At 60.3% G+C, this 12,229-nt stretch carries 17 protein-coding genes; 7 read left to right on the top strand and 10 right to left on the bottom strand.

Features of this window, described 5'->3' with window-relative positions; translation table 11 throughout:
- Nucleotides 1–50: 50 nt before the first annotated feature.
- Entirely contained in the window at nt 51–608 is a 558-nt protein-coding gene (locus ACZ5WT_RS14075; RefSeq protein WP_464284415.1) for an OmpA family protein, read from the top strand.
- A gap of 30 nt (nt 609–638) precedes the next feature.
- Here the strand turns inward: ACZ5WT_RS14075 and ACZ5WT_RS14070 are convergent, their stop codons facing one another.
- From ACZ5WT_RS14070 to ACZ5WT_RS14050, 5 genes are all read right to left on the bottom strand, one after another.
- Entirely contained in the window at nt 639–1,061 is a 423-nt protein-coding gene (locus ACZ5WT_RS14070) for a hypothetical protein (RefSeq protein WP_464284414.1), read from the bottom strand.
- Nucleotides 1,061–1,576 (bottom strand): DnaT-like ssDNA-binding protein, encoded by a 516-nt coding sequence (locus ACZ5WT_RS14065; RefSeq protein WP_464284413.1) that lies wholly within the window; start codon nt 1,574–1,576, stop codon nt 1,061–1,063. The genes ACZ5WT_RS14070 and ACZ5WT_RS14065 overlap by 1 nt, the downstream gene beginning before the upstream one ends.
- Entirely contained in the window at nt 1,569–2,075 is a 507-nt protein-coding gene (locus ACZ5WT_RS14060) for a hypothetical protein (protein WP_464284412.1), read from the bottom strand. The genes ACZ5WT_RS14065 and ACZ5WT_RS14060 overlap by 8 nt, the downstream gene beginning before the upstream one ends.
- A 53-nt stretch (nt 2,076–2,128) precedes the next feature.
- Entirely contained in the window at nt 2,129–3,109 is a 981-nt protein-coding gene (locus tag ACZ5WT_RS14055; RefSeq protein ID WP_464284411.1) for a major capsid protein, read from the bottom strand.
- A gap of 106 nt (nt 3,110–3,215) precedes the next feature.
- Nucleotides 3,216–3,995, bottom strand: a complete 780-nt coding sequence (locus tag ACZ5WT_RS14050; RefSeq protein WP_464284410.1) for a hypothetical protein — start codon at nt 3,993–3,995, stop codon at nt 3,216–3,218.
- Nucleotides 3,996–4,150: 155 nt separating this feature from the next.
- Here ACZ5WT_RS14050 and ACZ5WT_RS14045 point away from each other — a divergent pair, with 155 nt between their 5' ends.
- Nucleotides 4,151–4,306, top strand: a complete 156-nt coding sequence (locus ACZ5WT_RS14045) for a hypothetical protein (RefSeq protein WP_464284409.1) — start codon at nt 4,151–4,153, stop codon at nt 4,304–4,306.
- A gap of 41 nt (nt 4,307–4,347) precedes the next feature.
- On the opposite strand, the gene ACZ5WT_RS14040 is transcribed toward ACZ5WT_RS14045, so the two are convergent.
- Genes ACZ5WT_RS14040 through ACZ5WT_RS14030 form a run of 3 tightly spaced genes read right to left on the bottom strand, consistent with a single transcriptional unit; the run spans nt 4,348 to nt 7,641 of the window.
- Complete coding sequence (locus ACZ5WT_RS14040) at nt 4,348–5,784, bottom strand: DUF4055 domain-containing protein (RefSeq protein ID WP_464284408.1); 1,437 nt, start codon at nt 5,782–5,784, stop codon at nt 4,348–4,350.
- Nucleotides 5,784–7,190, bottom strand: coding sequence for a phage terminase large subunit (gene terL / locus ACZ5WT_RS14035; protein ID WP_464284407.1), 1,407 nt, complete (start codon nt 7,188–7,190; stop codon nt 5,784–5,786). The genes ACZ5WT_RS14040 and terL overlap by 1 nt, the downstream gene beginning before the upstream one ends.
- The gene (locus tag ACZ5WT_RS14030) at nt 7,177–7,641 is read right to left on the bottom strand and encodes a DUF2280 domain-containing protein (protein ID WP_464284406.1); all 465 of its coding nucleotides are present in this window, start codon (nt 7,639–7,641) and stop codon (nt 7,177–7,179) included. The genes terL and ACZ5WT_RS14030 overlap by 14 nt, the downstream gene beginning before the upstream one ends.
- A 142-nt stretch (nt 7,642–7,783) precedes the next feature.
- Between ACZ5WT_RS14030 and ACZ5WT_RS14025 the strand changes: the two genes are divergently transcribed.
- A complete protein-coding gene (locus tag ACZ5WT_RS14025) occupies nt 7,784–8,233 on the top strand; it encodes a BA14K family protein (RefSeq protein ID WP_464284405.1) in 450 nt (149 codons plus the stop codon).
- A gap of 73 nt (nt 8,234–8,306) precedes the next feature.
- On the opposite strand, the gene ACZ5WT_RS14020 is transcribed toward ACZ5WT_RS14025, so the two are convergent.
- Complete coding sequence (locus ACZ5WT_RS14020; protein ID WP_464284404.1) at nt 8,307–8,513, bottom strand: hypothetical protein; 207 nt, start codon at nt 8,511–8,513, stop codon at nt 8,307–8,309.
- Nucleotides 8,514–8,558: 45 nt separating this feature from the next.
- On the opposite strand from ACZ5WT_RS14020, the gene ACZ5WT_RS14015 reads away from it, so the two are divergent.
- The 3 genes from ACZ5WT_RS14015 (at nt 8,559) to ACZ5WT_RS14005 (ending at nt 10,734) form a co-directional block, all read left to right on the top strand.
- A complete protein-coding gene (locus tag ACZ5WT_RS14015; protein WP_464284403.1) occupies nt 8,559–9,233 on the top strand; it encodes a hypothetical protein in 675 nt (224 codons plus the stop codon).
- Between the two features lie 194 nt (nt 9,234–9,427).
- The gene (locus tag ACZ5WT_RS14010) at nt 9,428–10,165 is read left to right on the top strand and encodes a hypothetical protein (RefSeq protein WP_464284402.1); all 738 of its coding nucleotides are present in this window, start codon (nt 9,428–9,430) and stop codon (nt 10,163–10,165) included.
- Between the two features lie 239 nt (nt 10,166–10,404).
- Nucleotides 10,405–10,734 (top strand): hypothetical protein, encoded by a 330-nt coding sequence (locus ACZ5WT_RS14005; protein WP_464284401.1) that lies wholly within the window; start codon nt 10,405–10,407, stop codon nt 10,732–10,734.
- 53 nt (nt 10,735–10,787) lie between these two features.
- Here the strand turns inward: ACZ5WT_RS14005 and ACZ5WT_RS14000 are convergent, their stop codons facing one another.
- Nucleotides 10,788–11,234, bottom strand: a complete 447-nt coding sequence (locus ACZ5WT_RS14000) for an XF1762 family protein (RefSeq protein WP_464284400.1) — start codon at nt 11,232–11,234, stop codon at nt 10,788–10,790.
- A gap of 478 nt (nt 11,235–11,712) precedes the next feature.
- On the opposite strand from ACZ5WT_RS14000, the gene ACZ5WT_RS13995 reads away from it, so the two are divergent.
- On the top strand, nt 11,713–12,192 hold the full coding sequence (locus tag ACZ5WT_RS13995; protein ID WP_464284399.1) for a hypothetical protein: 480 nt from the start codon (nt 11,713–11,715) through the stop codon (nt 12,190–12,192).
- Nucleotides 12,193–12,229 lie beyond the last annotated feature (37 nt).

Raw genomic sequence — 12,229 nt, 5'->3', positions numbered from 1 at the left:
TCTAGCTGCCAGGAATGCCCATCAAACGAACACGCATAAGGAGATCGCGCATGGACCGCCGTCATTTTTTGCTGGGGCTTGCAGTTGTTGCCGCCTCGCCCGCAGCCGCCTTTGCTCAGAGCACGTCAATCCCGTCTTCGGATGAGATCATGCGTCAGCTAGACGCTGCTCCGTCGCTGGAACTGGCGCCTGCGAACCGCGTCACCATTCAAGATTTCCGCAAACGACCCGACCTCCGCAGGGCCGCACCGTCCGTCGATATCCAGGCCATCAACTTCGAGTTTGGTTCCGCCGCAATCCCGCGGTCTGAGTACCGAAAGGTCCTCGAAATTGCTGACGCGCTCAGCGATGTTCTAGACCGTCGTCGCCGCGCCTTGTTTCTTATTGAAGGCCATACCGATGCCGTGGGCTCACGTTCCTCGAACCAAGTACTTTCGGAGCGCCGTGCGGCATCTCTGAAGCGCGTTTTGGTGAATGATTTCGGCATTCCTTCCCGCGTCCTGGAGACTGTTGGCTACGGGGAAGACTACCTCCTGATCAACACTTCCCGAGAGGAATGGCGTAACCGCCGGGTTACCCTCCGTCGGATTGACGATTTTGTTCGATAGACCAAACACCGGGGCCGGCCGGGATCTGGTTCATGCCTTCGACCAGAGCTTCCACGCTGAGACTGTCCCGGCGCCCGGAATAGGCGTGATATTGTCGATGGCGCGATCCGCGCCGTCGATCACTATGATGTCGCCGTTCTGGGGCTCGAATGCCTGTTCAACTGGCGCGACGGCCACGCCATCCTGCATCGTCAGCGTGGCAACGGTCGCGGCAATGATCTGATCGCCGGTTTCAACAATCAGCACGCCGTTCTCGTGCCGCTGGTGCAGGCGGCGGACGGCGGCGCGCAGCGTCCAGACCGTTTCCGTCTCGGTGCCGGGTGTCCAGTTGTTCGGGGGAGGAGAGACGACGATACGCTTGAGTTGAACAAGCCCCTGCCCTAGCCCGCCTTCACTGGTTGGGGCCAAGAGCTCGGCGGCCACGTCGGCCATCTCTGCGTAGAAGTCGTCCATCACACCCTCACCACGCAGACCGAAGCGCCACCGGAGGCCTTCACCAGCAGGCAGCGCAGCGCGTCCTCGACCATCATGTTGACCGGGCGCATGGCCTCGGCGCTGGTTTGCGCGCCATCACCCGCACCAAAGAACTCGCGTTCTAACCCTTCGACCTTTTGGCGCTTCACTAAGCGGCCGGGCGTGACCTCTGGGGAGGTGGCTCCGGGTGTCCGCAGTTCGGCCAGTGCCAGCGCGTAAGCCGCATGCTCGATTTCAGCGGGCACATCATTCGCAGGGATAGTCTCGCCCGTGCAGTGATCCAAGGCGCCCGTTCTGGGCCAAGCCAGCGACTGCGCCCGCCGGCCCGTCTTAGTTCCCGGGAAACGCGCGCCATAGACACCATCCAGCGACCGGGAGGCCCGTGCTAGCGCACTCGTGCGCGCCTCGTCACTGGAGCCTGCCCACGCTGCGCCGTTGGCAAGGGTCGCGATGTAAGCGCTGGCACCCGCAAGGCTTCCGTAGTGGTCAGCCATTACGGATCGCCCGGTCTTCGACCGTTGCCCGGATGATGGACTTGGCACGTTCGACTGGCGTTGCATCGCCAGAAGCGACTACCGGGCCGCCGGACAGCTCGGCGGCGAGAGCGAGGAGCTCATCATCGGTCATGGCATCCCATGCCTCTGGAACGGGTGTCGGAACACCATCGGCAACGTCGATTACCGGATCATCGCCCTGCCCGATCGCCTCAAGGGCCGCGATGATCTCAGGCTTTGTGCCCGGCAGCGCGTCGCCCAGCACTTTTTTGGCGGCCGACTTGAACGCCATGAAGTTGCCGCCAGCCAGCGCCAGAGCAGTCGCGGCAGCGGGATTGCTCTCGATCGCGGGCAGCGGCGCCGTAGCGGGCAGTACGACAGTGGTGCCGGGAGGCGCAAACACCGCGTCGAGGATTTTGAACCCCTGACCGCGAAGTTCAGCCTTCCTCGCCACGGAAACGGGATGGGGCTCATAAATAATGGGTTGGTCTTTGGGCATTGTGCTCTCCTGATCTTGGTGATGGGGCGAGCGAACTCGCCCCACTGCTAAGATCAGGCTTGGCCAACAGCGAGGACACCAGCGGTGTGCTTCACGCTGGAAGCCACCTTGTCCCAGTTGGCGCCGGTCGCCAGTTCGGCGTCGGTCGGGGACTTGCCGCCGGTGCTTTCGTCCCAGGTGTACCCCTTGAGCCCAAGGCCGAAGGTGTAGTCGATCTGCAGGGTCGTTTCGATGCGGGTCTGACCGTTGCTCGTCTCGATATTCGAGATGATGTCGCGGCTGTCGTGGACCGTGGCAGCATTCGCCACCAGCGACAGCACGCGACGCTTTGCAGGGGTGACCGGATCGACCACGGCAGCGCTGTAAAGCGAAGGGGCGTCTGTCACCACCACTGCGCGGCCCAGGATGTCAACCACGCGGACATTGCCGGCCTGGAACAGCGTCTCGCCATTCGTCAGGTTTTGCCCAATGAAGCCATGATAGCTCACACCGTCCATCACCTGCGCCACCAGCAGAGGCGAGTGATCGCCGAAGAGAGCATGGCTGTCATTTACGGCCACGTAGTCGATCTTTTTCGTGCCGGACACGTCCACGGTCGCGGCGGGGCCCTGGTTGGCGATGGCAGCCACCAGGGCCGCAATGGCTGTGTTGAGCTGATCGCGCATCAGGGCTTCGGCGAAGTTGCGGGAGGCTACTTCGATGCCCTCGGCCGTGGGCTTGTTCAGCCAGGTCATCTGCGACGGCTCGAAACGAACCGGGCCAAAGCCACCAGCGACCTTCACCGTCGAGTGCTTGAGCTGGGTAAGGTCGGTTGCCGAAGCGGACGCCTGGGCGGCGTACCGGTCAACGCGGCGCTGGGCAGAATGGATGGCCGCATAGAAGGATTCCTGGAGGAAATCGCCTTCGAAACCTTCGGTGGTCAAGCGGATTGCACCGCCCGACGCGGCATTGAACTTCTCGACCATCTGGGCGAGCGTTTCGATGGTGGCAGGCATGAAGTATTTGTTGAATACCTGCATCTGAGACAGAGACATAGCTGATCCTCATGATCTGATTGTTGAGCATTTTGGGGTGCCGTAAACCCGGCTGGATGGCGCATCGCGCCTGCTGCACCCCATCGAGGGCAGCTATCGACCGAACTCAGCCTTGAGCGAGTTCGGGGAATTTGGAGGCGATAGCCTTGGCGCGGTCTTCCTTGGTCCCGCCGAAGTCGCCGGCCGGTAGTTTGGACGAACGCCCGGAGCCGCTGTTCCCCTCGGCGCCAGGACCGGAGGGCCTGCCGAGAAAGGCCTTGCCCTTGGACTGAGACCAGTCCTTGACGAAGGCCTTCACATCGATCTCGCCCAAGTCCGTTTCGACAATGGCTCGCCGACTGCCGTCATCGGCGCGTTGCACCTTCACCGACGGCTTGAGGTACGCCAGAGCGCCGTCGAGCAGTTCTGGGTCGACGCCAACGTCCAGAAGCGAGTCCTTGAGGCCCGCTTCAACCAGCGATTTGTCGATGTAGCCGTCGCGCTCGGCGATAGCAGCGTCCCGATCGGCAAGGTCGGTTTCATGCTTCTTGGTCAGATTGGCGATGCGCTGCTCATATAGTGCCTTCTGAGACTGGATGTGCTCGTCAGCGATTTTCTTCTTGTTTGGATCGTCCGGGTCGCCGGCATTGGCCTTGAGGGCTAGGTATTCCTCAGGGTCGAAGCCTTCAGGGATCTCGGCCAGCTTGTTTTCGAGCTCGGCGGCCTTGGCCTTGTACTCGTCTCGCTTCTTGACGTTCTCCCGGTTTGCGGTGATGACGCCGCGCACCTTGGGGTGATCATCGATCCCCTCGATATCGAGGACGAACTTGCCACCCTCATCCTTGTAAAATTCGTGGACGTTCTCAGGGAGCCCCTCGAGCGTTTCGAGAAGTGCTTTCAAAGCCATCGGCTTTCCTTTCAGTGGGAGCCCGGCTCGCGGGCACAAAAAAGCCGCCCGGGGGCGGCAAAAGGCAGTTCGCTGTAAGGCGGCAGATAAGGTCAGCAATCAGAAGGCGGAGAGAACAAATCCCAACCGATACCTACACACTCATCGGGATAAGCGTGGCCGCCGCCGTGGTGCTGTGGCTGATGTTCTCAGTTCTCAAGAAGGTCTTTGGACTACTGATCCTTGCGGCGCTCGTCGGCGGCGGCTTCGTACTTTGGCAAAACCCAGAACTGGCGCAGTGGGCACGCTATTTATGGAGCTCGCGGGCATAAAGAGCCCGCCTCGGAACGCCGGGGCGCACCGCCCGATATTGCTAGGGCTGCCTCACGTGGCGGCTCGGCAAGACCTCGGGCGGATCATCCTCTCGGAACTGATCCTCATCCATCAGCTTCAGCTCTTCCTCGGCGGTCCGATCTTGAGGCACCACGCCACCGGCCTTGAGCCGGTCGAAAGCAGAGCGCCACGAAATGGCCGTGTCCTGCCACGCTTTGACGATAGCAGTGATTTCCTGCCCGCTGAGCGTGTGGTCGAAGAAGTCCAGGTTCGGGGTCACCTTCACCTGATCGGGGTTCGCGCCCATCCAGATCGCGACGTTCTTCAGCACCTTTTCGAGCCCTGACGCCGAAGTCATGGCTATGCCCTTGAGCGTTGAATGCTGGCTGTCCATCCGCACGCGCTTGGCTTCGCCGCTTTCGTCCCCATTGCCCTTCTCGGCGAGCATCTGGGCGCCGAACATTACGGCTCGGTCATAGGCAGTTTCGATTTCCTTGTGCTGGGCCTCAGCGCCGGCACCGGTGAACTCAAGGAACTTGCCGTCGCCATCCTTGGGCAACACCCAGATATTCGTGCCGCCGATGCCTTGGGGGACGTGGCCTTCCTTGATAGCCTTCTGCGGGTCGTCATAGCCGGACACCATGGGCGTGGGCTCGGCCGTGTAGTGCAAGGTCTGCCGTAGATCGGCATCAAGTTGGTAGATGCGCACTGACAGCTTGGCGAGGCCGTAGAGCGGCACATCGTCGGGGCCCGGGGTTAGGTCATTGGTGTTGATGAACACGAACGGCAGGAAGCCCAAAGGCCGGCGCTTGCGGTCCTGCGCCTCGATCTCTTCGCCCGCCTCCAGAGCGCCGCCAGCCGCACGCCAGACGCGAGCCTTATAGCGCCCGTCTTCGACATAGCACTCGCGATACTGCTCGACAGTCTCCCACGCATTGGTAGCGCGGTCGCGCTCTTGCCCGGTTTCGTCCAGCACCAGGAAATCAGCGGTTTGGCTCTGGTCAACGTCCCAGTTGACGATGGATTCGGCCACGTATCCGGCGAGGTACGGATTGCCGTTTCCATCAATGCCCGGCAGCACGCCATAACGGCCGGTTGTCATCAGTTCCGTGGCAATGCGGCGATGAAGAGCCTCCAACGTAAGCCCATCCCGCGTGGCCTTTTCCCGAAGAGGTTCCAGCTCGGTTGGCAGTTCGATCTCGGCCGCCTGGTCGAGGATCGTCCCGACAGCGCCGCGCACGGTGAGCGCCACAAGGTCAGGGAACTCCGCCCGCGCCTTGTAGGCGTCGTATGCGGCCTTGGCCAAGGCCTGATGCGAAACGTCCGCCATGAGCTTCGCAAGGCCATTCTTGATCGGCAGATACTTTGCGCCGGCGGCCTTTATGTCGTCCTCGCCGGAGAACGCAGCGCGCATCAGTTCCCACGAAGGCGAAAACTGATCATAGGCCGGGTGCCTGACTTTGATGTCAAATGCCATTACAGGAACCCTGTGAATACGGTTGAGGTGGCCGGGCCGGTTTTGTTGTCCAGCAACGCATTGAACGCCCGGCTCGTACTGTCTGCATCGTCGTCGTGTGAGGCCTCGGGAAAGCCCTCGAGCGCCGTGAACCAGTCCTCGTTCCATGCGCCGCGAAGCACCAGGACATTGCCCGCCTCGGCCTGGGCCGAGAACGGAGAGAACCGCGTGACCTTGTCGCCGGATTCCGGGGTTGCACGGGCGGTGAAGCCAGTCAGCAGCTTGATCAGATTGGTAACCTGCGACTTACCGGCCTGACCGGGGTCCTGAGGCAGCGAAATCTCCGTCTCGCGCCCGTCTTGCTCGGCAGTGTTCTTGATCAGTGTCTCAACGCCATTCGGCGATGCCCAAGCTTTGACGTGGTGCCCGACGATGTACCGGCCATCCGGCAGCTTGCCGATTTTGGTTCCGGCCGTCCCGTCGGGGTCTGTGCCCTCTTTCTTTGGCGTTGCCGCCAGGTCCCAGCCTCGCATCCAGCGGACACCTGCCGGCGCCGCGTCGACGATCTGGCACCAGCCACGCTGGAATAGAAGCCCCGCGGCGGGCCGGATCTTCCAGTTGCCGCCCAGCAGGCGTTCGCGCTCCACTGTGGGCAGCGCCATCAGGTTGGCCATGTAGCCCGGGTCGGCCGCCATCAGAGCGGCGTTGTCGGTCAGCTTGGCCGGAATGAAAGTTACCGACTTGGGCGGGATTGGGTTGCCGCTGATGGGGTCCGTGTAGTGTGCCAGCTCCTCAGGGCTATCCGCCCAGATGATGGTGTCGCCCAAGCGAATGAACCAGCGAAGAACGCCGGCCCGCTCGGGAATGGCGAGGCCTGTTGTCTGATCAATCCACCACGCGATGAACTGCGCGACCCAGCTATCCGCGTCAGGGTTGCACGTCGCCCGCACATAGGGCCGAACGCCCGACATCGATCGGTTGCGGCTTAACAGGTACCAGAACTGCTTGGCCGTGAAATGGGTCAGCTCATCGAAGCAGATAAGAGGGATCTGAGAGCCCTGCCAGTTGGCCGCGGACTTCTCGTGCTCGAGGTGCGCAAAGCTGACCGACGCGCCGGACGGAAAAGTCCAGGACAGGTCGGGCGCACTGCGCGGCTTGGCCTGCAGGTTTGGATAGAGCTTCTCGCTCTCGTCCCACAACCCGCCTTCGTTTCGGACCTGGACCAGCGTGCGCCGGAAGAACACCGCGCCGAACTGTGGGTTTGCCACATGGCGCAGTGGCTCCATCAAGAGGGCCCAGGTCTTCCCGCCCCCAGCCGAACCTCCGTAGATCGCGATATCCGCCGGTGAGGCAAGGAACGTCGTCTGCGGGCCCGGTTGGGGGCGAATGATTGTTTGGGCGCTCTGCCCGGCGTCAGCTCCTACCATTGTCCGGTAATTGGAAGATCGTCACCGCTGGCGATGCCAGGGGCAGGTCCTTTCCATCCTTCCCGGTCAGTTCGCGCCGGTTTGTGTAGCTGTCGCCAACTTCCTTGGCGGCCTGTTCCATCAGCGAGGCGGCCAAGACCATGTTGCCCTGCCCTTCGGCTTTCTCGGCCATGCGCTGAAGTGCCCGGAGTCGCACAGCACGATGGCTGATGGCGATCTTGCTGGTGTCCTCAAGGAAGGCCTTGCGGGTCTCTTCGAATAGGGCGCGCCACTTGGCCGACAGGTTGGCGCCTGCCCGTTTGTTCGGGTCGTACCCCTCAACGGCTTGGCGTGTGATCGTCTCGCGGTATTCCAGCTTGACCGCGGCAACTACGACCGAAGGGCTGTCGAAGCAGGCGAGGCTTTGAACCACGAAGGTTTGCACCTCAATGCTGAGCTTTCCTTTTGCCATTGGAATGTCAGGCTCCGGTCAGGCACGCATCGCGCCAAAGAGACGTATTTCTGGTTTCGGGCTGTCGAGCAGGCGCACAGGCAACCTATCAGTGGCCCCAGACATTTTACTGATACGGGTGGCCTAGCTGTGGAGACGAAACATGATGAAAAAGATCGGTTCGATTTCTGCTATAGTACTTAGCGGCGCCATGATGCTTACATCATCGGTACCGGCGAGCGCTCAGAGGATGGGCGGCGATTACTGGCAGCAGCGCGACCAGGTGATCGGCAGATACTGCGATTCCTACAGGAATGATCGGGACTGCATCCGCTTCAATCGCGGCGGCTGGAATGATCGCGACTACACCAACTTCTACCGCCCACGCCAGAATGACCTCGACAGCATAGCTGCTGGGCTATTCGGCTTTGGGTTTGGCGCCATCCTTGGTGGAATCTTGGCTAACGGCAACAACGGTCGCGGCGTACCAATCTATTCCGGTGGGTCCTACTCCTCGCATGTCGACGCATGCTACGCGCGCTATCGGTCTTACGATGAACGCAGCGATAGCTTCATGGGATACGACGGTGTCCGTCACCGCTGCCGACTGTAGGCGCGCCCACGTCCAGTCGCACCTAACAAATGACTACGCGCCCGCGCTCTCTGCGCGGGCACTTTCTTTCGCGCTAACCGGCGCGTGAGAGGCCCTGACAGGTGTAGAGATCGCGGGTCAGCACCTCGAGGCGCAAGCACTGCCACCGCGCCGACTTGTACCACTGGCCCCAATGCACGGCGTTGCGGCTGGCGGCCGCCGTGTCGCGGGTCTCGTGCATGGTGGCCACCAGGGGGCTCATCATGCCGACCAATGGCTTCAGCGTGGTGAGCTTGGCCATTCAGCGAATCCCCCTTATCAATCCGGTGGGTTGGGGAGGCAGGTCATGGGGCAAGCATTGACGTGGGGGAACGTCTGTAAACGCGTGGCGTCGTACCTTTTTCAGAATTGGAGCAGCATCCGTCCTTTCGCCAACTCATACGCCGCCAAAGCTACGCTTTTGGTTTCTGCTGTCGGCTACCTGTTGCTGCTGAACCGCAACGCGCTGGAGTGGGCTGAACTAGCCCCTACCTTCAGGGTTTTCTGGCCAGAAACGCCCTGGCGTCTCGTTACTACCTACTATGGGCTGGTCTTGCTGGCGGCCGGCTCATTGATCTTCCAATTGCGCTGCCCCTCAGCTGTGCGAACGTCTGTGGACATCCAAGAATTTCTAGATGCGGTAGTTCCGCTTACCCTCGCGTCCCCAGAACGGACACAGACGGCGTTCGCCCGTGTATCCGAAAAACTGCCCTGTCGACCCCATCTAGCGGTAATGCCCGACTTTGAGACCTTCATCCGTCTTACGCGCTCTGGGCATCCTGCCTCTGAACGAGAAAAAGTGATGGCCGTAAAAGCCGCCATGGCCCTCGAGTGGTACATGCAAAACTCTGATGATCCGATATCTCGCTGCGCCTGCACTGTCCTGCTTACGATCGGTACAGCGATTTTCCTCATTCCCGCAGCAGCCACCTTCATAGAGATCAGCATCTGGTCGATCTATCTGTTGTCGGGAAGCCCTTAGTTTTCCTTTGGGCCGTTTTGCAAACGGCCAGGCGGATGATCGGGTGGTGATGAGCACATCCAGAAACCGAACATTGTCAGCCGCGCCAACGGAATGTCGGCTTGCTGGGCACTGCCCCACCGCCTAGAAACCTCGAGAACAAATTAGGGGCAGAACAAATGCTGAGAGGCGCGTTACTCACGGCGGCGCTAACTGTGACCACCGCCGCCTCTATAGCCGCGGGATATTTCCTCTGGAACTCGCCACAGGCAAGCGTCCGTGTTGATGGCTCGTGGAGCGAATTCTTCGTCCAGGTTGCCGCCACTGTACTAGGCGCCGCAATAGCTGCCTTTGTTGCCTTCAAAGTAGCAGACAACGAGCGGAAGGCCGCGCGTCGCGACGCAGCCTTTCGATGCGTCATGAAGGTGTCGTTGATCATCAACGAGTTCAACAATGTGCTCTCCATGATCGACGAGAGCCTAAACACCATGAATGATCAAAGACAGACGCATCGGCGAATGTTTGAACGCGTCAAGCCAATCGTGGGGCTGAGTGCGCCAATCACCTTTGACGCATCTGAGCTCGCACCATTTCACGAAGGCGGTGAGCAAGAACTGGCCAATGAAATAATCCAGCTATCAATGCGCCACCACAGTGTGGTGGAGACCTTGCTTGCATATTCTGAACTTCGCCGAGCGATGCAACGCGACCTCCCCGTTACCAGCGTCGCCGGGGAGATCGTTACATCTGCGGTGCCACCGGCCGAGGCACCACGCTTTGAGGTCCGCGCTATGGAGCTAGAGACCCTGATACGCCCTGCGCTCGCCGCCTTGAGATCTCACTATTTGGCGTCACTTGAAATTGGGGACCGCATTGGGCCGGCCGCGAAACGCGCGCTCGGTGTGAACAAGTTCCCAGGCATCCAGCTAAAGTCCGATCACGAAATCCTGTAGACTCCGAAACAACCGCACCCGGTAGGCGGGGCGCGGTATTCAACAGGCCATCACGCAAATCCATTCCTACCAGCCGGCGGAGGCTTGGCACTCGGCGACATGTTTGTTCTATTGGCCTGATGTATTACCATTTGAACTCGACCCCACTTGCCCCCGGCTCAATAATCCTCCCCGGAAACTGGGGCAGGATCATCCGACACTATGGCGCGAGCCATGGCCGTTTCCACTGGGAGGCTGTAATGGAAGATGTTCGGTCACTACACTATGGCTCGCTGCCGTCCCGTTTGGACTGTGCCTACTTCTTTGATGATGTCGGGGAAGCCCGATTTTATGGCAATGCCGATGCCAGTAGAGCAATGATGCTGCTTTACGAAGTCGAGTTGGTAGATGCGGCAGCCGTGATCCATGCCACTGACTGGCGAGGCACGACCCCGGATGGCGAAATGTCGCTCAACTGGGTTCGCCGCTATTGGTCTGGCATTATGCAGCCGCCCCATGAAAGCGGTCACGCATGCCGCGAACTACTCGCCATCTCACCCCTTAGAATAGTCCAACAGATCCGCAGGTAGCGCTAGCGCTTGACCTGCGCCCTGGCTGTTATGCCAAGGGCTGGGGAATGGGGTTAGGCTGCGCGCTCGAACAAAAGGCGGGACTGAATTTCAGTCTTGTCGGTGCGTGGGCGGCTCGGCGTGTCCCACGAGCGGCCTTTGGTCTGGCTGATCTGTCGCCAGCCAGCAGCTGCGAGCGACACGCCCGACTCGTCGGCCCTGATGTACGTGCCGATACGACTGAACCCTAGCGCGAACGCCGCTTTGCTGGCTGCGCCGTACAGAAACGAGCAGGCGTTTTTCTCGCCTACCGTGCACAGGCGCGTGACCTCTAGGGTTGCCCCGTCGTCCCGATGACGTGACACAGGGCGCCCCACGATTACCACTCCAACGACCTCGCCACCTTTGATAGCCGCGAGGCTGAACTTGTGCCCAACGACCGGCTTGTGGTGCCTATGGTGCTCCGAAACGAACACATTGGCGTCTTTAAGAGAGATGGGGGCAATGACCAATCGGCTCATCCTGTCTCTCCAATGCAAAAGCCCCACCGGTTAGGGAGGGGACGGTTGACAGCGCGGTCAAAATTTGACAGCCCTGTCAAGGGTTTACGTCAATTCAGCCGTCGAGTATGATGAGGAATGATTGAAAACACACCACAGCAAATCCGCACCCTAATATCCATGCTTGGCGACCAGAGCATCGACGCGCCTTCGACCTGCTCAGAGCAGGAGATGCACGATGAGATATCCGCCACGCTAAAGGCCGTTTCCCCAGAAGCGCAGTTGAAGTCCGCCCTAGTACAGGGCCAGGCCGTAGAAGTGGCCTTTAGCCACCCAACCACTGGTGACCGTGTCTGGCTCGCCACTGTTCAGCGCTTGGTCTCGTTATAGGAATCGAGCGGGCGACCATTGGCTAAGGGGTTGCGGGATGTGTATCGCCGCGCTCGATGGGGATTGAGACGGGGGAAGAGGCTGCTAAGCTTAGGCAGTGGGGGAGTGAATGGAAACCGGATCAAACGAGATAGAGCAGTTGCCTGATGGGTGGGAGCGAATGGCGCACTCCGGCATCGCTCTCATGTATTCTTCGGTTATCGAGCGAATGCTTGGAGCCCTTATTGAAGAAGCGCTCCCCGGAATGACGAAGTCCATCCGGAAAGGCCTATTCACAGCAGCGAACGCCCCGCTTTCTTCATTCTCGGCCCGAATCCATATGGCGGGCGCCTTAAAAATTGTGACACCGGAAGAGTCAGTGAAACTGCACGCCATCCGTGCTGTGCGAAACGCCTTTGCTCACTGTGAAATTGGTGTGCACTTTGACCATCCTGCAATCGCTGCGAAGGTTTCGCTTCTGAAACCAGAGCCTGACCAAAACCACTTCTCCGCTTACACCGACAATGCAATGTCGCTCATCGATACGCTTACCAAGAAGAAGCGCCATTACGCTGTCGCTCACGCGCTCATGAACCCACCTAAAACGTAGCCTGCTCATCGAACCCGTAGGCGCATTGTACAGGTTC

This window comes from Devosia sp. T2-14, assembly GCF_055397495.1.
This window is presented reverse-complemented; position numbering and strand designations above follow the sequence as displayed.